The sequence below is a fragment of the Kitasatospora sp. NPDC022856 genome, from assembly GCF_055561235.1.
Genome location: NZ_JBVHHE010000069.1, coordinates 1 through 21,551 on the forward strand (window position 1 = coordinate 1; position 21,551 = coordinate 21,551).

The 21,551-nt window shown below is 75.0% G+C and carries 14 protein-coding genes; 6 read left to right on the forward strand and 8 right to left on the reverse strand.

What is annotated here, in order from left to right:
• Nucleotides 1–343 precede the first annotated feature (343 nt).
• The 4 genes from ACZ34W_RS36740 to ACZ34W_RS36755 all read right to left on the reverse strand — a co-directional run bounded on the left by ACZ34W_RS36740 (nt 344) and on the right by ACZ34W_RS36755 (nt 6,337).
• Entirely contained in the window at nt 344–1,177 is an 834-nt protein-coding gene (locus ACZ34W_RS36740) for a DUF6585 family protein (RefSeq protein ID WP_465610576.1), read from the reverse strand.
• 104 nt (nt 1,178–1,281) lie between these two features.
• Nucleotides 1,282–2,361 carry an alpha/beta hydrolase gene (locus tag ACZ34W_RS36745; RefSeq protein WP_329491079.1) on the reverse strand — a complete coding sequence of 360 codons (1,080 nt, stop codon included), beginning with the start codon at nt 2,359–2,361 and terminating at the stop codon, nt 1,282–1,284.
• 75 nt (nt 2,362–2,436) lie between these two features.
• Nucleotides 2,437–3,579, reverse strand: coding sequence for a serine hydrolase domain-containing protein (locus tag ACZ34W_RS36750; protein WP_465610579.1), 1,143 nt, complete (start codon nt 3,577–3,579; stop codon nt 2,437–2,439).
• 241 nt (nt 3,580–3,820) lie between these two features.
• The gene (locus ACZ34W_RS36755) at nt 3,821–6,337 is read right to left on the reverse strand and encodes a helix-turn-helix domain-containing protein (protein WP_329491081.1); all 2,517 of its coding nucleotides are present in this window, start codon (nt 6,335–6,337) and stop codon (nt 3,821–3,823) included.
• Nucleotides 6,338–6,428: 91 nt separating this feature from the next.
• Here ACZ34W_RS36755 and ACZ34W_RS36760 point away from each other — a divergent pair, with 91 nt between their 5' ends.
• The 3 genes from ACZ34W_RS36760 to ACZ34W_RS36770 all read left to right on the forward strand — a co-directional run bounded on the left by ACZ34W_RS36760 (nt 6,429) and on the right by ACZ34W_RS36770 (nt 10,466).
• The gene (locus tag ACZ34W_RS36760) at nt 6,429–6,743 is read left to right on the forward strand and encodes a hypothetical protein (protein ID WP_329491082.1); all 315 of its coding nucleotides are present in this window, start codon (nt 6,429–6,431) and stop codon (nt 6,741–6,743) included.
• A gap of 161 nt (nt 6,744–6,904) precedes the next feature.
• Nucleotides 6,905–8,101, forward strand: a complete 1,197-nt coding sequence (locus ACZ34W_RS36765; RefSeq protein ID WP_465610582.1) for a DUF4185 domain-containing protein — start codon at nt 6,905–6,907, stop codon at nt 8,099–8,101.
• 70 nt (nt 8,102–8,171) lie between these two features.
• The gene (locus ACZ34W_RS36770) at nt 8,172–10,466 is read left to right on the forward strand and encodes a DUF8189 domain-containing protein (RefSeq protein ID WP_465610584.1); all 2,295 of its coding nucleotides are present in this window, start codon (nt 8,172–8,174) and stop codon (nt 10,464–10,466) included.
• A gap of 109 nt (nt 10,467–10,575) precedes the next feature.
• Here the strand turns inward: ACZ34W_RS36770 and ACZ34W_RS36775 are convergent, their stop codons facing one another.
• Nucleotides 10,576–11,595: an alpha/beta hydrolase gene (locus tag ACZ34W_RS36775; protein WP_465610586.1), complete on the reverse strand. Its 1,020-nt coding sequence runs from the start codon at nt 11,593–11,595 to the stop codon at nt 10,576–10,578.
• Nucleotides 11,596–11,792: 197 nt separating this feature from the next.
• On the opposite strand from ACZ34W_RS36775, the gene ACZ34W_RS36780 reads away from it, so the two are divergent.
• Nucleotides 11,793–12,554: a maleylpyruvate isomerase family mycothiol-dependent enzyme gene (locus tag ACZ34W_RS36780; protein ID WP_329491087.1), complete on the forward strand. Its 762-nt coding sequence runs from the start codon at nt 11,793–11,795 to the stop codon at nt 12,552–12,554.
• A 117-nt stretch (nt 12,555–12,671) separates the two neighbouring features.
• Here the strand turns inward: ACZ34W_RS36780 and ACZ34W_RS36785 are convergent, their stop codons facing one another.
• From ACZ34W_RS36785 to ACZ34W_RS36795, 3 genes are all read right to left on the reverse strand, one after another.
• Nucleotides 12,672–13,550: a geranyl diphosphate 2-C-methyltransferase gene (locus ACZ34W_RS36785; protein WP_329491088.1), complete on the reverse strand. Its 879-nt coding sequence runs from the start codon at nt 13,548–13,550 to the stop codon at nt 12,672–12,674.
• A 15-nt stretch (nt 13,551–13,565) separates the two neighbouring features.
• Nucleotides 13,566–14,762, reverse strand: a complete 1,197-nt coding sequence (locus tag ACZ34W_RS36790; protein WP_465610593.1) for a family 2 encapsulin nanocompartment cargo protein terpene cyclase — start codon at nt 14,760–14,762, stop codon at nt 13,566–13,568.
• A gap of 350 nt (nt 14,763–15,112) precedes the next feature.
• Nucleotides 15,113–15,673 carry a hypothetical protein gene (locus ACZ34W_RS36795; protein WP_359839950.1) on the reverse strand — a complete coding sequence of 187 codons (561 nt, stop codon included), beginning with the start codon at nt 15,671–15,673 and terminating at the stop codon, nt 15,113–15,115.
• A gap of 523 nt (nt 15,674–16,196) precedes the next feature.
• On the opposite strand from ACZ34W_RS36795, the gene ACZ34W_RS36800 reads away from it, so the two are divergent.
• Both ACZ34W_RS36800 and ACZ34W_RS36805 read left to right on the forward strand, forming a co-directional pair.
• Complete coding sequence (locus ACZ34W_RS36800) at nt 16,197–19,625, forward strand: type I polyketide synthase (protein WP_465610589.1); 3,429 nt, start codon at nt 16,197–16,199, stop codon at nt 19,623–19,625.
• A gap of 61 nt (nt 19,626–19,686) precedes the next feature.
• Nucleotides 19,687–21,551 (forward strand): type I polyketide synthase (locus ACZ34W_RS36805; protein ID WP_465610591.1); only part of this gene is annotated, 1,865 nt, incomplete at its 3' end.

Below are 21,551 nucleotides of genomic sequence, written 5' to 3' on the forward strand. Positions count from 1 at the left end.
GTCGACGGTGGGTGACGGGGTGTCGGCGGGGGGTGCGGATCGTGGGGGGTGGGGGTCCGGGGTCGGGTGGCGCGCACCACAGCCCTCACCCGACGCCCGGAGGGCCACTACCCACGGTGACGATTTCGGGCCCCGAAACGGCGGGGCGCCCGGTCCCGCGCCGGTACCCCGGTCAGTTCGCGGCGTCCCGGACGTCGTCCGCCGACGCCGCCTCCGGGCTCCGGCCGGCCCGCAGCCGCGACCCGGAGCAGCTAGCGGAGCGGCGCCCCGAACGCGGCCGGCCGGCGGATCGACGACCGGCGGGCGCCGGCCCACCCCCGTGGGACCGGCACCCGCCGCGTCGTCAGCCCGCCGGCCGGCCGGCGGAGCGCCGCAGGTGTTCGGCGAGGGCGAGGAAGACGAAGAAGTTCGGGATCGTGCTCACGGCGGCGTGGGTCAGGGCCCGCCACCGGCCGGCGACCCTGAGCTTGACGAAGCCGTCGAAGACCTTGATCTCCTGGATCTCCTGCCACTGCGCGGACTCGCGGGCCGAGCCGACGGCGTCCACGGTCAGCCAGAGCCGGCCGAACTCCAGCCGCCCGCCCGAGTCCAGGGCGGCGACCGCCCCGGGGAGCTGGGCCCGGGTGACGGCCTGCTGGAGCGCCGGCCCCCACTCCCGCGGGTTGCTGAATCCGCCCTTCTCGGCGACCTCGCCCGACCCGTCCGCCCGGCCGCGCAGCACGACCTTCGCGCCGTCCACGTCGGTGAGCGTGTACTCGTAGGACGTGTAGCCGCCGACGCCGGTGTGCCGGACGGTGTTCTGGAGGACGGACGTGCTCTCGTAGCGGACGGCGTGGACCCGGCCCTTCACCACGGCGGTGAGACCGCGCTCGTGGAGGTCGAGCCGGACGCCCTGGTTCTTCGCCGTCGTGGACCGTTCCTTCCAGATGCCCAGCGGGACCAGCAGCAGCAGTCCGAGCGGGATGACCGCCAGCGCCGCCGCCTCGGTGAGCGAGAGCACCAGCGCCAGCCCCCCGAAGACCACCGCCCCGATCACCGCGCAGCCGAGCGAACTCGCCTGCGACCGGGTGCCCGGGTAGACCGCCACCCGGTCACCCAGCCGGTTGCGGACCGCCGCCTCGTCGATCAGCGTCAGAAGCTCGCTCCGGCCGTCCGCGAGGCCGTCCTGTCCGGTCATGCGCTGTCCTCTGCCTCGTGTTCGGGGTGTTCGTCGCGTCCGTGGTGTTCGCGGTGACCGGGCGGGCCCGCCGCGGCGGTGCGGGCCCACCGGTCGGCCGGGGCTCAGCCCGCCCGGTCGAAGGCGGCCTGGAGCCGGGGGACGTAGTCGGCGAGCGCCGGCGCCCAGCAGCCGTAGTTGTGGCCGCCGTCGCAGGTGGGCGACAGGGTCGAGCCGTCGCCGTAGTCGACGTAGCGGCTGGCGATGCCGAGCTGGTTCAGCCGGGTGCGGACGGTGTCGGTGGCGATCGCCGTGAAGTGGTCGATGGGCCCCCGGTCGCCGGTGTAGAGGGCGACGTCGGTGGCGGCCAGCTTGGCCAGGTTGGCGCCCGCGGCCGGGTTGACCTCGTTCCAGACGTGGTCGGCGCCGAAGACCGGGTAGGGCGAGCCGAAGATCGCGTCGCTGTCGACGTAGGGCCCGTAGCCGACGCACTGGCCGCTGCCGGAGGTGCTCACGGCGCACCACGCGCCCGGGAGGTTGAGTTCGGTGGCCAGGACCGTGGCGCGGATCTCGGTCATGCCGAGGTCGATGCCGCCGGACAGCGAGGCGACGTGGCCGAACAGGTCGGGCCGGAACTCGGCGTAGCGCAGCGCGCCGTAGCCGCCCATCGACAGGCCGACGACGGCCCGGTGCGACCGGTCGCCGAGGGTGCGCAGGTTGGCGTCGATGAAGGGGACGACCTGGCTGGTGTGGAAGGTCTGCCAGTTGGCCGCGCCGAGCACGGTGTTCTGCATGACCCAGTCGGCGTACCAGCCCTTGAGGCCGCCGTCCGGGACGACGGTGATCATCGCGTCGGAGTGCAGGGCGGGCGCGGCCGCGACGTCGTCCACGGTGCCGGCCCCGCCGTGCAGGAAGTACGTCACCGGCCAGCGCCGGCCGGGGTCGGCGGCGTAGCCCCGGGGGAGGAGGATCCGGATCTTGTGCGTGCCGGAGAGCTGACCGGTGGTCACGGTCAGCGTGAAGTCGGTGTCCGAGTGCACGTCGGGGGCGCCGACCTGGGTCAGGCCGAACCCGTCGGTGAAGGTCGGCGGGGCTGGGTCGGCCGCGTGCGCGGGCGCACCGACGAGCAGCGCGGACACGGCCATCGCCGCGGCGACGACGGCCGCCCTGGCGTGCCGGCGCCAGGCGGGCGGGAAGGAGGTCATCGAAGGTCCTCTCGGGGTGGGTGCAGGGGGGAGCGGGCCCCGCGGCCGGGCGACGGACGGGGGCGGGGCGCGGTGCTACAGCGCGCAGTAGGCGTCGACCGTCGCCTTGCCGGTGTCCTGCTGGCCCTTCGTCCCGGCGAGCAGGTGGAACTCGTTGTTGGCGCGCGCGACCTGCCTGGCGCCGTCGTCGCTGGTGTACCAGTCGCTGAAGTAGCCCAGTACGGCGCCGTTGTGGCTCCAGGCCCACTGGCCGCACGGCAGCTGCACGTGGATGATGCCCAGGCCGTAGCCCACGGTGCCGTCGGCGGTCACCGGGACGGTGGTCTTGAGCTCGGCCTCCTGCGCGGGTGCCAGGAGCCGGCCGGTGACCAGGGCCCGGGAGAAGGCCGTCAGGTCGTCCAGGGTCGACACGATCGCCCCCGCGGGCCCGAAGGTCTGGACGTCGGAGACGGTGACGTCCCTGATGCCGATGCCGATCACCGGGTACTCGTAGCCGTGCAGGTGGTTGCCGGAGATGGTCGGATCGCTGGTCGGGAAGGTCGTGTCGGCAAGGCCGAGCGGTTCGATGATCCGCTGCCGGATCTCGGCGGCGGCGTCGTTGCCGGTGACGGCCTTGATCACCATGCCGGCCAGGACGTAGTTGGTGTTGGAGTAGCTCCACTGCCCGCCCGGAGTGCCGGTGGGCCGGTGCTGGGCGAGGCCGAGGTTCACCAGGGTCTGCGCCGGCCAGGCCTTGGTGGGCTCGGTGTTCAGCGCGTAGGACAGCGCGAACCCGGTGTCCTTGGCGTAGTCGGGCAGGCCGGAGGTGTGGTTCAGCAACTGGCGGATCGTGATCGTGCTGCCGTCGTAGCCGTTCGCGGCGACCGCGCCGGGCAGCCACTTCGCGACGGTGTCGTCGAGGGACAGCCGCTGCTCGCCCTCCAGCTGGAGCAGCACGGTGGCGGTGAACGCCTTGGTGTTGCTGCCGATCCGGAACCTGGCCTTCGGATCGGCGGGCACCCTGGTGGACAGGTCGCCGACGCCCGCGTGCACGTACTGGGTGGTGTCACCCTGGCGGACCAGGCCGATCACGCCGGGGTATCCGTCGGCGACCCCCTGCTGGGCGCCGGCCTGGAGGAGGCCGGCGGCGGTCGGGGTGTCGGCGTGCGCCGGCCCGGCACCGGCGAGGGCGGCGAGCGCCAGCGCCGCGCCGGCGGCGGTCAGACGTAGGGGTTTCATCGGACTCCTCGGGCTGCGGGTGGTCATGGCGGCGCGCGGTGCTCGCGACCGGTCCGGTGGGCCCGGACCGTCGGCGCGGCGCCGACCTGGTACCCGTGATCCTGCGGGCCGGCCGCCCCGGCGGACAGGCCATCGCACCGGCCACATGTGACCGGCCCCGCTCCGGCCCGCGGATGCCCGCCCCCGGCCTGCGGATTCCCGCGCCCCACCCGGGCGGCGCCGGCAGGCCGGGCGCCGACGGTCACGGCGTACCGGCCGGTGCGGGCGGGAAGGTGGCCGGTGCGTACTTGCCGTGCTGCTGGCGGAAGGTGCGGCCGAGGTGGTGCTGGAGCCGCTCGTGCCGGAACTGGTAGACGGCGCCGGTCTGGCGAAGCACGCCGCGCTGGTAGGCGTCGTCCAGGAACGCGACCGGGCGCCAGGGCAGCCGGCCGGTCAGCGGCAGCCAGACCCGGGCCAGCACCAGCCACTGGCCCCAGGCGGTGAAGGCGAGCAGATAGGCGACCGTCCCGCCGATCCCGCCGACCGCCCCGATGAACAGGCCGTCCGCCAGCCCCCAGTTCAGCGGACCCAGGACGCCCTGGAACAGGTCGACGACCAGGCGCCCGCCGCCGGCGATGGTGAGGGTGAGGGCCGGCGCCAGGACGAGGAACTGCCGGGCCACCGTGGCGCGGTTGGCGCTGAGCAGGCTGACCGGGGTGGCCGAGGAGGTGACGTCCACCGGCGCCTCCAGCGCGGCCGAGAGCCCGAAGACCAGGCCGGCCGCCGACCCGAAGGTCAGCCCGAGGCAGAGCATGTTGATCAGGGTGCCTTCGAGGACGTCCGGGTCGGTCAGCGGGGAGCCCGCGTATAGCGCGCGTTCCAGCGCGAGCGCGCAGGCGCAGCCGACGCCCATCAGGGACCCGCCGAGCAGACCGTCCCCGAACCGGGCGAGGAAGGTGCGGACCGGCCGCCGGCCGAGGCTGTCATGGGTGCCGGGCAGCCGCAGCCGCACCCGGGACGGCTCGAAGACCTCCCCGCCGCCGAAGGTGATCAGGATCGCGTACACCGACCCGAAGGCGAGCCCGGCCACCGGCCCCATCAGGCTGCCCTGCAGCAGCACCTCGCCGGCCCCGGTGCCGAAGCCGATGCCGAGCAGGCTGACGAACAGTCCGACGAACCAGTCGGCGAGGGCGACGCTCAGCGAGGTGGCCACGACCACGGCCAGGACCCGGGTCGAGCGCGGCAGCGTGTCGCCGAGCTGCCACCAGGCGAGGTCCTGCCGGTCGTGGTCGAGCCGGACCAGGTGGTGCGCGAGGTGGCCGAGCCAGTGCTGGGCGCGACCGGTGTCCCAGCCCGTCGGCCGGCCCGGTCGGCCGGCGGCGTCCCGCTCCGGGGCGCGGCGGCGGTACACCGCGGGGACGAAGCCCGCCAGCAGGTGCTCTTCCAGGGACTTCGCGGTGGGGAAGCGGGCGGTGTCGAGCAGTTCGGCGGGGTCGCGGCCGGGTGTCTCGCTGTAGGCGGTGCGCGCCAGGATCACCATGAGCGGCGTGGTCAGCACCGCGGCGAGGGCGGCGCCCGCCCCGCTCTCCCCGGCGCGCAGCTCGTCGAGCACGGTGTCCCACAGCGACCCGTCCTCGCTCCCGTCCTCGCTCCCGTCGGCGGCGGCGTCGCCGCGGCCGACCGACCGGGCCGTCCGGGGCAGGTAGTGGCCGAGGTCGTCGAGGGTGAGGTCGGCGAGCGTGATGCCGGCCGCCCAGAGCAGCGGCGCGTGCGCCTCCTGGACGGCCTCGGCGAACTCGTCGTGCCGGCTGGTGAGGACGAGCGGCAGGGTGGTGGCGTTGAGGGCGTCGAGGGCCTCCCGCCGCAGGCCCTCCGCGATCTCGTCGAACCCGTCGAGGACGGGGAGGACGAGGTCGGCGTCGACCAGCGCGGCGGCCAGCGTCGACCCGTGCGGTCCCCGGCGGGCCAGGTGCGGGTGGTCGCGCAGCAGCCGCCCGACCAGCCAGTCCCGCAGCGCGGTGGTGGTCGGGTCCCAGGAGCCGAGACTGAAGATGACCGGGACCCGGCCGGCGGCGCCCGGGGCCTCCAACTGGTCCAGGACGAACCTGATCGTCAGGATCGACTTGCCCGAGCCGGCCCGGCCGAGGATCACCAGCCGCCCGGAGGAGATCCGCCGGTAGACCTCCGCCACGCTCCGCAGGTCACCGCTGAGGTCCATCGGGCGGGGGGCGGCCCCCGGGCCGAGCCGCTGGATGTTCTCCGAACGGTCCGTCAGCCCGGCCGGTGCCCGCTGCCACCGGACCGGGAGCGGGAACGGGTCGTGGACCCGGCGCTGCGCCTCCTCGCGGCGCCAGCGGCGTCTGACCTCGCCGGCCAGCTCCTGCGCGGCGTCGGCCAGCGCGCCGGGCACCGGGCGGGGCGCGGGTGGCGCGGGGGTCTCGGGTGGCGCCGACGGGCCGGGGGCCGGGGACTCGGCGGCCGGGCCGCCGGGTGGCGCGGGCGCCGGTTCGAGCGGCGCGGGAGCCGGCCGGGGCACCGCGGGAGCCGACGCGCCGCGCGCCTCGGCGAGCGTGCTCGCCAGCTGCCGGCGGTCCTCCGCGCTGATGTCGAGGGCGTCGGCCAGCAGGTTGACCGTACCCAGTCGATGGTCGCTGGACCTGCCGCTCTCCAGCCGGCGGATGGTGCGCACGCTCACGCCGGAGCGCTCCGCCACCTGTTCCTGCGTCAGGCCCGCCTGGCCGCGCAGCCGGCGTAACAGCGTGCCGAGCTGATCCGTCAACGGGGCGCCTCTCTACTCGCCGGTAATCGCCGGTGAGCCTACCGGTGACGACCGGTCAGCGATGTCCGGCCGGTTGGCCTGTCCACGGAACATGACGAACGCCACAATCGCTGCCTTCGTGCAGGCGCTGTGCGGCGAGAAGCGAGGAGTCGACGTGGCCTACCGCTACTGGTGCGGTGAGTGCAGTTCCAGGACGGCCTGGCTCGGCGAGTCCGAGGGGGAGCGGCAGCAGGTCGAGCACTACGCGAAACGGCATCCCGGCATCCCGCCCGGCGGCCAGGTCGAGGTCGGCAGAAGACTCGACGCCGGCCGCGGCTGGCTCGCGCCGGCCGCGGCCGCGCTCGTCCTGCTGATCGTCGTGGTGGCCGTGGTGGCCGTGGTGGCCGTGGTGACCCGGTACCGGTAGGCCGCGCCGCCGCCGGCACCGGCCGCCCTTGGCCGGTCCGTGGCCTGTCCCGGCCGGTCGGCCGGAGCCCAGCATGGGCGCCGGGGCCGCACGCTCCCGGGGGCCGTGTCCGGTGCCCCGGCCGGCGGCACCCCACCCCTCCCGGCAACCGAAGGAGATCCATGTCCACTTCACCGCAGCCGGGGCAGGCCCTCACCCGGCGCTCGCTCCTGCGGACCGGGACCGGGCTCGCCCTGGGCACCGGCCTCGCCGTGGCCGCCGGGGTCGCCGCCGCCGGGCCCGCCGCCGCGACCAACGGCGTCGGCCAGACCGGCGCGCCCCTGTGCCAGCTGCCCGGTGACTCGGCGAGCCGGTACGGGCTGGGCAGCGGCGACCTGGGCATCCCGTACTACCGGGAGCACGACAACACCTGGGGCTACGTGTTCGGCGACTCCTTCGACACCGGCAACGGCTACCTCGGCTCCCCGGTGATGCTGAACCAGGCGACCTTCGACCGCTCCGGGGCGACCCCGATCTCGTTCGGCTACGCCGTGCCCGACGGTTCCGCGGCCCAGCTCCTCGACTACGGCCACGGAACCGACAACGGCCACGGGGTGGAGAGCACCCGGATCCCGAACGACTGCATCGAGTTCGGCGGCCGCACCTACCTCCAGTACACCTCGGTGGCGCGCGGCATCGGCCCGGACCCGTTGCCCGCCGGCGAGGACGGCTCACTGATGTCGGGCGTCGCCTACTCCGACGACTCCGGCCGGACGTGGACCGACTACCCGTACCACTGGCCCGGCCAGGACCAGGGCGTCAACCAGTCGATGTACGGGATGTGGTCCTTCGCCGGCATCGACCCGGACGGCTGGCTCTACATCTACTCCAAGCGCTGGAACGGCACCCACAAGAACACCGCGGACCAGGGCGCGATCCAGTTGTTCCGGATCGACCCGGACGCGTTCCGGGCCGGCGACTTCGGGGCCCAGCAGAACTGGGCGTACGACGGCGGCTGGCACTGGGCCACCGACGGCACCCCGCCGACCCCGCTGTTCGGCCCCGGGAACAACATCGGCGAGTTCTCCGTGAAGCGGATCGACGGCCGCTACTGCATGAGCTACCTCGACCTGACGGACGGTTCGATCTGCACGCGCACCGCGCCCCGGCCCGACGCCGCGTGGTCGGCGCCGGTCCCGCAGGTCGTGGCGAGCAACCTCTGGCCGCCGAACCACTGGGGCCGGCCGCAGGTCGAGAGCCTCTACGGCGGCTACATCCACCCCGGCAGCGCCGGCGCGAACTCGCTGACGCTGATCGTCTCCCAGTGGACCGCGCAGGGCGCCTACCGGGTACTGCAGTTCGACGGGATCCGGCCGTAGTGCGCGCCCCGCAGCGGCCGTCACGGCCGCCCCTCAACACCCCGCGACCCCCGCACCGGAAGGAGTCCCCGTGAGACTCGCCGTCCTGACCAGAGCGCTGGTGGGCGCGCTGCTCCTCTCCTCCGCCGTCCTCGCCACCACCGGCCCGGCCGCCGCGGCCACCGACGGCGCCAAGGACGTGACCTACCGGGGCACCACGCTGCGCGTCCCCGGCACCTGGCCGGTGATCGACCTGGACGCGGCGCCGGACACCTGCGTGCGGTTCGACCGGCACGCCGTCTACCTCGGCCGCCCCGGCGAGAACCAGGACTGCCCGTCCCACCTGCGGGGACGCAGTGAGGCGATCCTGGTGCAGCCGGCCCTACCCGGCGCGGAGCGCGGGGCACGGGAGAACACCGCCTCCCGCGAGATCACGGCGACCACCGGCGCGGTCACCGTCACCGCGGCCTACGGCACCGACCGGGCGGCGGTGGCGACCGTCCTCGACCGGGCCGGTCTGCCGCAGCCGCGCCGGACGGCGCAGGCACCGCGGAGCGCGGCCGACCCGGCCGGCGCCGGCGCGGCGCTGACCGCCGCGGTGGACGGCGGCGCCACCAACCACACGGGCCAGGGCTTCGACCCGTGCGCGGCCCCGAGCTCGTCCACCATGCGCACCTGGATGGACGCCTCGCCCTACGGCGCGATCGGCATCTACATCGGCGGCGTCAACCGCACCTGCGACCAGCCGAACCTGACCGCCGACTGGGTCGCCCGGCAGGCCTCGATCGGCTGGCACTTCTTCCCGCTGTACGTCGGCCACCAGGCGCCGGGCGCCTGCCCCGGCTGCGCCACTATCCCCTCCGCGGCCCAGGGCGCGGCCGACGCCGACGACGCGATCGCGCAGATGTCGGCCCTCGGCTTCCCCCCGGGCACCCCGGTCTACATGGACAACGAGCACTACGCCCCGTCGTACTCGGGCCTGGTCCTCGGCTACCTGTCCGCCTGGACCACGCAGTTGCACGCCCGGGGCTACCTGTCGGGCGTGTACGGCAGCGCCGGCAGCACGATCTCCGACCTGGTCGCCCACTACTCCTCCTACGCGATGCCGGACGTCATCGACTTCGCGGCGTGGCCGGGCAACGGCAGCACCAGCACCTCGGACCCGGCGATCCCGGACCACCTGTGGGCGAACCACCAGCGGATCCACCAGTACACCGGTGGCCAGAACGAGACCTACGGCGGCATCACCATCAACATCGACGCCGACTACCTGGACGTCCGACTGGCGCCCACCGCCAGGGGGTGGGACGACTTCGGCGACGGCCGGCAGAACCCGGCGATCGGCCGGCAGGCCAACGGGGCGATGGTCGCGTTCGCGGTCTCGCCGGACCAGCAGGGGCTGTTCTTCCGCGAGCAGACGGCACCGAACGGCGGCTGGGGAACGTGGCAGCGGCTCGGCGGTCCGGTCGGCGGCCTGCCGGTGGTCGGCCGCGACCCCGACGGGCGGCTGGAGCTGTTCGTCCTCGGCCCCGGCCGGAGCAGCATCCAGCACAGCTGGCAGACCACGCCGAACGGCGGCTGGAGCACGTGGGACACCTCCTTCGGGCCCGCGGCGTCGGGCCTGAGTGTCGGTCAGAACGCGGACGGTCGGCTGGAGGTGTTCGCGGTGGCGCCGGATCGCAGTTCGATCTCGCACATCTGGCAGACGGAGCCCAACGGCGGGTGGAGTGGCTGGAACGGTGACGGCGCCGGGCCGTTCGGGGGTCCGACCGGTGGTGCGCCGGTGGTCGGTCACCAGGCCGACGGGCGGATGGCGGTCTTCGTGTTGGGACCGAACGGCAGCGGGGTGGCGATCCGTGAACAGGCGGCCCCGTCCGCCGGCTGGGGCGCCTGGAACGGCTCCTTCGGGCCCGCGGCATCCGATGTGAGTGTCGGTCAGAATGCGGACGGTCGGCTGGAGGTGTTCGCGGTGGCGCCGGATCGCAGTTCGATCTCGCACATCTGGCAGACGGAGCCCAACGGCGGGTGGAGTGGCTGGAACGGTGACGGCGCCGGGCCGTTCGGGGGCCCGGCCGGTGGTGCGCCGGTGGTCGGTCACCAGGCCGACGGGCGGATGGCGGTCTTCGTGTTGGGACCGAACGGCAGCGGGGTGGCGATCCGCGAACAGGTCGCCCCGTCCGCCGGCTGGGGCGCCTGGAACGGCTCCTTCGGCGGCGCCGCCGCGACCGTGAACGTCAGCCGCAACGCGGACGGCCGGCTGGAGGTGTTCGCCCTCGCCCCCGGCGGAGCCAACATCTCGCACATCTGGCAGAACGCGCCCAACGGCGGCTGGAGTGCCTGGAACGCCGACGGCACCTTCGGCGGCGCCGCCTGGGTGGGTGTATGAACACGTCGAGAGGAACGGTCGAGACCGCGATGCCACCGCGCACCCGCCCCGCCAGCCACGCGTCGCACGCCTCCAGGGCCACGGCCCCCGGTGGCCGGCGCCGGCCGGATCAGCGCGCGAGGAGGCGCCGGAGCCAGCGGGTACGGGCGTCGCGGGCGTCCCGGGCCAGCGCCGAGTGCGGCGCGAGGGTGTCGAAGCCGTGGCAGGCACCGGGCCACACGTGCAGTTCGGCCCGGCCGCCGGCCTGCCAGAGCGCCTGGGCGTAGGCGACGTCCTCGTCCCGGAGGGTCTCGGCCGATCCGACGTCGATGTAGGCCGGGGGCAGCCCGGACAGGTCGGTGGCGCGGGCGGGGGCCGCGTAGGGCGGGAGGTCCGCGGCACCGTACCGGTCACCCAGCAGGGCCTGCCACGCGGTGGCGTTGGAGACGCGGTCCCAGGTGTCGGTGCCGGCCAGCTGGTGGCTGGAGAAGGTGCGGTCGCGGTCGTCCAGCATCGGGCTGAGCAGCAGTTGCCCGAGCGGGACGGGCCCGCCCCGGTCCCGGGCGAGCAGGGCGAGCGCGGCGGCGAGCCCGCCGCCGGCGCTCTTGCCGCCGAGCACGATGCGCGCCGCGTCGATTCCCAGCCGGTCGGCGTGCGCGGCCGCCCAGGTGAGGCCGGCGTAGCAGTCCTCCACCGGTCCGGGGTACCGCGCCCGCGGCGCCAGCCGGTACTCGACGGAGATGACGGCCAGCTCCAGCGGGAGCGCCCACTCCCGCAGCACCCGGGGGAGGACGGACCAGGCGTTGCCCATGACCATGCCGCCGCCGTGCAGGTAGTACAGCAGCGGCAGCGGCCGGGAGATCCCGGCGGGCCGGGCGCTCAGCAGGGTGACCTCCGGCCCGTCCGGCGGTCCCGGTACCCGGAGTTCGGCCACCTCGAAACGGCCGCCGTCGGTCAGCTCGTGGACGGCGGGCCGGGGCCGGGTCGCGGTGTCCCGGGCCTGGCGGGCCGCCAGGTTCGCCGGGGTGAGCGGCTCCCCGGCCGCGTCGCCCAGAGCCGCCAGCGCGGCGGCCAGCTCGGGGTCGAACGGGGGCGCGGTCCGGGCCTTCGGGGCGGGGCCGGGTGCGGCCGGCGGGTGGGCGACGCTCATGCCGGGCCGTCCGGTCGAGCCCCGGCGCGCCGGCCGGGCGGGACCGGGGGGAGGCAGCACGTCGAATGAACGAGGTCCATAGGGCCAGTCAATCACCCGTCCGGCCGGGCGGCGGCCGGTCCGCCGCTCCGGTGGGCGGTCCGGCTCCGGCCCACCCCGGGCGGCCCGGTCGGGCGGGGGCCGGGAGAATGGCGGCCATGACCACCACCCTCGATCACCCCGCCGCCGTCGCCGCGGAGACCGCCCGCTTCGTCGCCGTCGTCCGTGCCGCCGACCCGTCCACCGCGGTGCCCACCTGCCCCGGCTGGACGCTGGCCGACCTGGTGCGTCACGCCGGGAGCGTGCAACGCTGGTTCACCGTGCTGCTGCGGCAGCGGATCCAGGAGCCGCCGCGCAGCCGGGAGGTCGACCTGCGGCTGCCGGAGGGGCCGGACGGCTACCCCGACTGGCTGGCCGAGGCCGCGGTGGAGGCCGGTGCGGAGTTCGCCGCGGCCGACCTCGACGCGCCGATGTGGGCCTGGGGCGCCGACCAGCACGCCCGGTTCTGGGTGCGCCGGATGCTCTTCGAGACCCTGGTGCACCGCGTGGACGCGGAGCTCGCCCTGGGCCTGCACCCCGGGATCGACCCGGCGCTGGCGGCCGACGGCGTCGCGGAGTTCCTGGTCAACCTGCCCTTCGCGGCCGGCTTCGCGCCCGGGACGGCCCTCCTGCGGGCGGACGACCGGACCGTCCGGTTCACCCGCACCGACGGGGCCGGGGACTGGTTGGTCCGGCTGCGGCCCGACGGTTTCGGACTCGACCCGCAGGGTGCCGGGACGGCCGCCGACGTGACCGTGCGCGGCACCGCCGCGGACCTGCTGCTGTTCCTCTACGGCCGGTTGGACCGGGCCGCCGGCCGCTTCGAGGTGACGGGGGACGAGGGCCTGCTGGCGCACTGGGTGGCCAACTCCGCGTTCTGACTCCGCGTTGACCGGCGGGGCCGGCCGTCGCGAACGCGGCGGGCCGGGTGCGGCCGGGGCGGTGCCCCTCGCCACACCCGGCCCCGGAGGCTGGCCAGGTCGGCCCGGTCGGCCAGGTCAGACCCGGTCGGCCGCGATCAGGACGTACTGGAAGGAGCCGTCCTTGTACGAGGAGATGAACGCCTCCTCGATGCCCGTGACGAGCGAGGACGTCGCGCGCAGCTCCCAGTACGGCAGGGTCGCCGGGGTGAGGTCGATGACGGCCTGCGGCACGAGCCGGTTGTCCGCCATGGCACGCAGGTACTCCCGGCGGGAGTGGATGTTGCACTCGAAGTGCGCGTTGATCTGCGACACCCACTTCGACGGCTGCCCGTAGGCGGGGTTCCAGCAGCCCGTGATGGTGACGTACCGGCCGCCGACCGCCAGCATCCGGGAGTGCTCGGCGAAGAGGTCGTGCAGGTCGACGTACATGCTGGACTCGTTGTTCCACGAGCCCGCCACCTGGCCGGTCTCGAATGGCATGTCGAGCATGTTGCAGACCCGGGACCGGACCGAGCCGTCGATGCCGAGCTCCCGGGCGCGCCGGTTGCCGAACTCGGCCTGCTTGGCGGAGAGGGTGACGCCCTCGACCTTGCACCCGAAGCGCTGGTGGGCCATCACCATGGAGCCGCCGCGGCCGCAGCCGGCGTCCACCAGGGTGGCGTCGGGGGCGATCGGGCCCAGGTGGTCCAGCAGCACCTCCGCCTGGGCGGACTCCAGCCGGTGCAGCTCGGCGATCACCTTCTTCTCGCGCTCGCTGTCGTCCGGGTCGCCCAGCGAGGCGTGGTCGATGTCGCCGATGCCGTAGTGGTGGTGGTAGAGGCCGTCGACGTCACCGAGGCGCAGATTGACGGGCCGGGCCTCGTGGTCCCAGTAGCGGGCGATGTCGCCCTGGTAGGGCGTGGCGGGACCGGGAACGAGGCTGGTGGGCGTGGTGGGGATATCGGTCGTGGTCATGGGTCAGCTCCTTGGTTACCAGAAGTCGGGCAGGCTGTAGCGGTAGGTGTTGGTCCGGTGCCAGTCGTGGTTGCCGTCGATCCACACGGCCACGCCGCGCAGGAAGCGCAGCAGGGGCGGCGCGGGGCAGGCGGCGGCCAGGGCGGCCGCCTCGGCCTCGAAGGCGTGCATGAGGTCGTTGTGGACCTCGACCGCCTTCAGGTAGCCGTCGCGGTCGGTGCCGCCCTCCTGCTCGGCGAGTACCACCGGGAGGTTCAGGTGTCGGCCGGGGCCGGCGAGTTCCTTGGTGTAGGAGTAGAGGTCGTTGACGATCGTGGTGGCGTTGGAACCGAGCGCGATGACCCGTTGCAGGGCGGGCAGCGTGTGCAGGTCGGCGGGCAGCTCGTAGCCGCCGACGGTGTCCGTGATGGTCGGGCACGGGCGGAAGTTGTTGAACTGGCGCATCGCCAGGTACTCCCAGACCGTGGGGACGTGCTCGGTCTCGGCCCAGGCCGCCTCGGCGAGGTACCCCAGGTGCAGGCGCGCCATGTCGTGCCGGAACCGGTCCGCCTGGGACGGGCTCGCGGCGCGGTGGAAGTAGTCCATGGCGGAGCGGTAGGCGCGCCGCGGGGCGTCCTCCTGGAGCGACTCCTCCCAGGCCGGCTGGTACTCCGCCGTGGTGTGCAGGGGGTCGAGCGCGGTGTGCGCGAGGAGCAGCCGCCCGCCGAGGCCGACCGGCGAGCCGCCGTGGTCCTCGCAGTAGCAGTCGTCCACCACGTTCTCGGCGACCATCAGCCGGGCGGCGACCATCAGGTGGTCGGTGTCGGGGGCGTCGGGGTGGCAGGCGACCATGTACCGGCCGATCGAGAACCCGTCGAACTGGTCCTCCCACTCCGGCGGGTACAGCTGGACCTCGTCCACCGCCCAGGCCTTGATCCGGTTGCCGACCTCCTCGACGCGCCCGGGGTCGGGCTCCGGTACCGGGTGGTAGTAGAGGCCCGGAACGGCGCCGCCGGCCTCGGGCGGTGGCGTACGGCGGCCCGGGTGCAGGCCGCCCGTGCCGAGGCCGCTGGGGCCGCTGAGGATCCGCTCCAGGGCGGTACGGCTCATGACCGTACCGCCGAGGTGTCCCCGGTGATCTCCGGTCCGGTGTTCATGGGCATGGACGGGCCTCCCTCCGCGCAGGACCGCGCCGGATGACGGGTCGTCATCCGGCGCGACAGAAGGGGGGATCCCGCAGGTGGTACCCCCCTTGCCGTTCGCTGATCAACGGTAGGCGGGGTGGTCTCGGCCGGAGGCCTCCGGAGTGGTTGATCTACTCGATAGGGTGAATGTTCGGGAAGATCGGGTTTCAAGCGCGCGGTGTGCGCGTGGTGGGGGCGGCCGGGGCGGCGGCCGACCGGCCCGACGGCCGCCGACGGCCGGGTCCGGTACGGAGCCGGGCTCCCGCGCACACGCAGATCGGGGCCGGGTCGGGGGCGCGGAGGGCCGGGTCGGGGGGTGCGGGGCCGGAGGTGCGGATCGAGGGGTCGGGGTGCGGCGGGCGTTCCCCGCTGGGGACCGGGGACCACCGGCCCGTCGGGTCAGCCCTCGGGGTGCCGCTCGGCGTCCTCCGCCGCGGCGGCGTCCCGCCGGTCCAGGGCTTCGGCGGTCGCGGGGTACTTGGACCGCAGGCGGTCCCGGAGCGAGAGAGAGGGGCCGCCTGCCCCCTCGGAGGCCGCCGGGTCGGCGGCCGGGGCGGGGGTGGGACCGGTCACCGGGGTGGCGGCGTCATGGGCCGGGGTCGCGGAATCGGGCGCGGAGTCGGGCGCCGGGCCCGCGGGGGCGCGCAGCCGCGCCAGCTCGGCCTCCAGCTCGGCGACCCGGGACCGCAGCTGCTGCGCCTCCTGGGCGGCGTCCCGGTAGAGCTGCTTGTTGCGCTTGCCGACCTCGGAGAGGGTGTCCACCCGGTCCGCGAAGGCGTCGCGCTCACTGGCGATCGGCTGGACGATCTGGCCGGCGACCACCGCCGCGATCCAGTCGACCCACTCGTTGATCCGGGTGGTGCCCAGCGGGCCGATCAGCTCGGCGTCCTGCAGGCCGGTGAGCATGGGACGGCGGATCATGTCGGCGATGCTCCGCTGCGGGCCGCTCTGTTCGGTCACGACTGCTCCTCGATGCTTGCCCCGCGGTGGGGCGGTGGATGCCGCCGGCGTCACGGTCCGCAGGGCAGGTGCCGGTCTCCTCGGCGATCTCCAGCCTAGCCACCTGCGATTCGGCCGTCGCCGGGTGGCCGGGCCGGGGCCCCGGCGGGGGTGTTCCGGGCCGCCCGGCACCCGGTGGGGAGCGCCGGGCCTCAGTGGCCGGATCCGGTCGTCCGTGGACGTCGGACACCCCGGGTAGTTCGTGCCGCCAGGGATTTTACCGGGGGTTAACAATCGGCCACCGGGTCGACGGGTCGTGTCCGGACGGGCAAGGCGGCGGGGCCGTTCGGGCAATTGCCGTGGTGAAGCGCCCTCGCGGCCGTGATGCCTTGTGGGTACGGCCGGTTGGGCGCCGCCGACAGGCCTCTGACCTCCGGCGCTGAAGCTTGATGTCGTGTACAGAGCGACCCTTGACGCGTTCTGCTGATGCTGGTTCAGTTGCGCTGTGGCCTCACGGGAAGCACACGTATCTTACGAATCTCTCATGTATTCCACTCACAGTGATGCGATAGCCGTTGTCGGCCTGTCGTGTCGGTTACCCGGAGCTTCGACTCCCGATGAGCTGTGGCGACTTCTCCGGCACGGTGAAACCTCTGTCACGGAGGTCCCGGAAGGCCGGTGGGGTGAATTGCCGACGGATGGCGGACAAACAGTCGAAACCGGCGGATCGATACCCCGATGGGGCGGTTTCCTCGATCAGGTCGACCGATTCGACCCCGGCTTCTTCGGCCTTTCCCCGCGCGAGGCGGTCGCGACGGACCCGCAGCAGCGGCTGATGCTGGAACTCGCCTGGGAGGCCCTGGAGTACGCCGGGATCGTCCCGGCGACGCTCGACGGACGATCGGCCGGTGTCTTCTTCGGCGCGATATGGGACGACTACGCGACCCTGTTGCACCAGCGCGGTCCGCAGGCCGTCACCCAGCACAGCGTGACCGGGCTGCAGCGCAGCATGATCGCCAACCGGGTCTCCTACACCCTCGGCCTGCGCGGGCCCAGCCTGGTGACCGACACCGGTCAGTCGTCCTCCCTGGTCGCCGTCCACCAGGCCTGTGAGAGCCTGCGCGCCGGCGAGACCGACCTCGCGCTCGCGGGGGGAGTGAACCTCAACCTCGCCCCGCAGAGCGGCATCGCCGTCGCCCGGTTCGGCGGCCTCTCGCCGACCGGCCGGTGCCACACCTTCGACGCCCGCGCGGACGGCTACGTCCGGGGTGAGGGCGGCGCGGTGGTCGTCCTGAAGCGCCTCGCGGACGCGCTCGCCGACGGCGACGGGGTGCACTGCCTGATCCTCGGCGGCGCGGTGAACAACGACGGCGGCGGCGAGGGGCTCACCGCACCCAGCCCGGCGGCCCAGGAGGAGGTCGTCCGGCGCGCCTACCGCCGGGCCGGGGTGGACCCGGCGGACGTCCAGTACGTGGAACTCCACGGCACGGGCACCAAGGTCGGCGATCCGGTGGAGGCCGCGGCCCTCGGCGCCGCCCTCGGGCGGCTACGGGAGCCCGGGCGGCCGCTGGCGGTCGGCTCGGCGAAGACCAACGTGGGGCACCTCGAAGGCGCCGCCGGGATCGTCGGGCTGCTGAAGGTCGCCCTGAGTCTGCGGCACCGGGAGCTGCCGCCCAGCCTCCACTACGAGCGCCCCCATCCGCTGATTCCGCTGGACTCGCTCCACCTGCGCGTGCAGCGGGAGCTGGGGCCGTGGCCGGAGCCGGCCCGGCCGCTGCTGGCGGGCGTGAGTTCGTTCGGCCTCGGCGGGACCAACTGCCATGTGGTGCTGGCCGCCGGGCCCCTGCCGACCGCCTCGGAGCCGGGGCTCTCGGAGGGCGGGCGGACGGAGGGCGGGCCCTCGGAGGTCGGCCCCTCGGAGGTCGAGGTTGCGGAGGCCGGGGGCTCGGCGGCCGGGCCCCCGGGCGGCGGGGCGGGGGCGGCCCGGACGGTGCCGTGGCTGCTGTCCGGCCGCTCGCCGGCGGCGCTGCGGGCCCAGGCGGCCGCGCTGCTGGCGCGGCTCGACGAGCGGCCCGGGCTCCGCGCGGCGGACGTCGGGTACTCGCTGGCCGTGACGCGCTCGGCCTTCGAGCAGCGCGCCGCGGTGACCGGTCGGGACGACGCCGGGCTCCGGCGGGGCCTGACGGCGCTGGCCGGGGGCGGGCGCGCCGCCGAGGTGCTGTCGGGGCAGGCGTACGGGCCCGCCCGGCTCGCCTTCCTGTTCGCCGGTCAGGGCAGCCAGCGGCCGGGAGCGGGGCGTGTGCTCTACCAGGAACACCCGGTGTTCGCAGCGGCGTTGGACGCCGTCTGCGAGCACGTCGACGCGGCCGCGGCCGCGTCGGGAGCGGGCCCGGACCGGCCGCTGCGGGACGTGCTCTTCGCGGCACCGGGCTCCGCCGCCGCGGATCTGCTGGACGGCACCGGTGTCGCGCAGCCCGCCCTGTTCGCGATCGAGGTCGCCCTGTTCCGGCTGCTGGAGAGCCGGGGCGTCCGGCCGGACCTCCTGCTCGGCCACTCCGTCGGCGAACTGGCCGCCGCCCACGTCGCCGGGGTGTTCCCGCTCGCGGACGCCTGCACGCTGGTGACCGCCCGCGGCCGGCTCATGCAGGCGCTCCCGCCCGGCGGCGCCATGGCGGCGCTGCAGGCCGGTGAGCAGGAGGTGCTCCCGCTGCTGGCCGGCCGGGAGCACCTGGTGGGCCTCGCCGCCGTCAACGGCCCGGAGGCGACCGTGGTCGCCGGGGACGCCGAGGAGGTCGAGCGGATCGCGGCCCACTGGCGGACCGCCGGCCGCCGGACCAGAAGGCTGCGGGTGAGCCACGCGTTCCACTCCCCGCACATGGACGCCGTGCTGGACGACTTCCGCGGCGTCGTGGCGGCCCTGGACCTCCGGCCGCCGGAGCTGCCGGTCGTGTCCACGGTCACCGGCGATCTCGTCACGGCCGAGGAGTTCGGCTCGGCCGAGTACTGGGTGCGGCACGTGCGCAGGCCGGTGCGGTTCCTCGACGGCATGCGCCGGCTGGAGCGCGAGGGCGTCACCGCCTACCTGGAGCTCGGGCCGGACGGCACGCTCGCCACGATGGGCCGGGACTGTCTGACCGAGCCCGCGCGGCCGGGCGCCGGTCCCGTCCTGGTGCCCACGCTCCGCAAGGACCGGCCCGAGGCCGACGCGCTGGTCACCGCACTCGCCCGGCTGCACGTCCACGGCGTCGAGGTGGACTGGGCGGCGGAGTTCGCCGGGCACGGCGCCCGGCGGGTCGAGCTGCCCACCTACGCGTTCCAGCGGGAGCGGTACTGGCTCGGGGGCGGCGTGCTCCCGCCGGCCCCGGTGGCCGGGACGGCGACCGCGGCTCCCGCGCCTTCCGCGCCTTCCGCGCCTTCCGCGCCTGCCGCGCCTGCCGCGCCTGCCGCGCCTTCCGGGGCTGACGCGGTCGACCGGCCGGAGCGGGCGCCGGTCGGCTACCGGGGCCCGGGCGCGCTGCTCGACCTGGTGCGCTCCGAGGCGGCCGCCGTGCTCGGCCACCACGACGCCGGGCCGGTCGACCCCGGGCTCTCCTTCAAGGAGCTGGGCTTCGACTCGCTGACCGCGGTGGAGCTGCGGGACCGGCTCGGCGCGGCCACCGGGCTGCGGCTGCCGACCGGTCTGCTGTTCGACCATCCGACGCCTCTCGTCCTGGCCGAGCGGCTGGGCGCCCTGCTCCAGCCGGCGGACCGCGCGGCGGGCTCCGGGGCCCTGGCGGAGCTGGACCGGCTGGAGCGGTCGCTGGCCGCGCTCGGGCCGGACAGCGCCGCCTGGGAGCGGGTCGAGGCCCGGCTGCGGTCCCTGCTGGCCGCCAGGCCGCGAACCGACGGCGACGACCCGAAGCCGAACAGGCTGCGGACGGCGACGGTCGACGAGCTCTTCGCCTTCATCGACCAGGAGTTCCGCACCTCCTGACGCGCCCCGACGCGCGATGTCCGAACCTTCCGCACGGCCGCACCGACACGGAGTGAGAGCAGTGGCGAACGAGGAGAAGCTGGTCGAGTACCTCAGGTGGGTGACCACCGACCTGTACCGGACCAGGGAGCGGCTGCGCGCGGCGGAGTCCGCGTCGGGCGAGCCGGTGGCCGTGGTGGGCATGGGCTGCCGGTTCGCGGGGGGCGTGCGGTCCCCGGAGGACCTGTGGCGGCTGGTGGTGGACGGGGGGGACGCCGTGGGGCCGCTGCCGACCGACCGGGGCTGGGACCTGGCAGAGCTGTTCGACCCGGAGGCCGGGCGGCCGGGGTCCAGCTATGTGCGGGCCGGTGGGTTCCTGGACGCGGTGGCCGAGTTCGACGCGGGGTTCTTCGGGATCTCGCCGCGTGAGGCGCTGGCGATGGACCCGCAGCAGCGGTTGCTGCTGGAGACCTCGTGGGAGGCGGTGGAGCGGGCGGGGATCGACCCGCTGTCGCTGCGGGGGAGCCGGACGGGCGTCTTCGCCGGGGCGACCTTCCAGGAGTACGGCCCCCGGCTGCACGAGGGCTCGGAGGACCAGGGCGGCTATCTGCTGACCGGCGTCACCCCCAGCGTGATCTCGGGGCGGGTCGCCTACGCGCTGGGCCTGGAGGGGCCGGCGCTGACGGTGGACACGGCGTGTTCCTCGTCGCTGGTGGCGCTGCACCTCGCGGTGCGGTCCCTGCGGTCGGGCGAGTGCGACCTGGCGCTGGCCGGCGGGGTCACGGTGATGCCGACCCCGGGCATGTTCGTCGAGTTCAGTCGGCAGCAGGGCCTGGCGCCGGACGGACGGTGCAAGCCGTTCGCCGCCGCCGCGGACGGCACGGGCTGGAGCGAGGGCGTCGGTGTCCTGCTGGTGGAACGGCTCTCGGACGCGCGGCGGTTGGGGCATCCGGTGCTGGCGGTGGTGCGGGGCAGTGCGGTGAACCAGGACGGTGCGTCGAACGGTCTGACGGCGCCGAACGGTCCTTCGCAGCAGCGGGTGATCCGGCAGGCGCTGGCGGACGCGGGGCTCTCGGCGCGGGACGTGGACGCCGTGGAGGCCCATGGCACGGGCACCCGCCTCGGCGACCCGATCGAGGCCGAGGCGCTGCTGGCCACGTACGGTCAGGGCCGGTCCGAGGGGGCGCCGCCGCTCCGGTTGGGCTCGGTGAAGTCGAACATCGGGCACACCCAGGCGGCCGCCGGGGTGGCCGGCGTGATCAAGATGGTGTCGGCGATGCGGGCGGGCGTCCTGCCCAGGACGCTGCACGTGGACGAGCCGTCCCCGCACGTGGACTGGAGTTCGGGAGCGGTCGAGCTGCTGACCGAGGCCCGGGAGTGGCTCCGGGGCGCGCGGCCGCGCCGCGCGGCCGTCTCCTCCTTCGGGATCAGCGGGACCAACGCGCACGTGGTGCTGGAGCAGGCGCCGGCCGAGGAGCCCGGCGAGGAGCCGGCCGGGCCGGAGAGCGGGCCGGAGAGCGGGCCGGCGGTGGTGCCGTGGCTGCTCTCGGGGCGCTCGCCGGAGGCGCTGGCCGCGCAGGCCCGGAGTCTGCTGGCGCACCTGGACGCCCGGGGCGCCCTGGATGCCCGGGGTGCTCTGGACGTCCGGGGTGCTCTGGACGCCCGGGGCGGCGAACGGCCGGTGGACACCGGCCTCGCGACGGTGGTCACCCGGTCGGTCTTCGAGCACCGCGCCGTGCTGCTGGCCGGCCGCGCGGACCGGGAGGCGTTCCGGACCGGGCTGGCGGCACTGGCCGAGGGCCGGTCCGTCCCGCAGGTGATCGTGGGCGACGCGGCGGTCCGGCCCGGCCGGGTGGTGTTCGTGTTCCCGGGGCAGGGGGCGCAGTGGGCGGGGATGGGTGGGGAGTTGGTGGATTCCTCGCCGGTGTTCGCGGCGCGGTTGGCGGA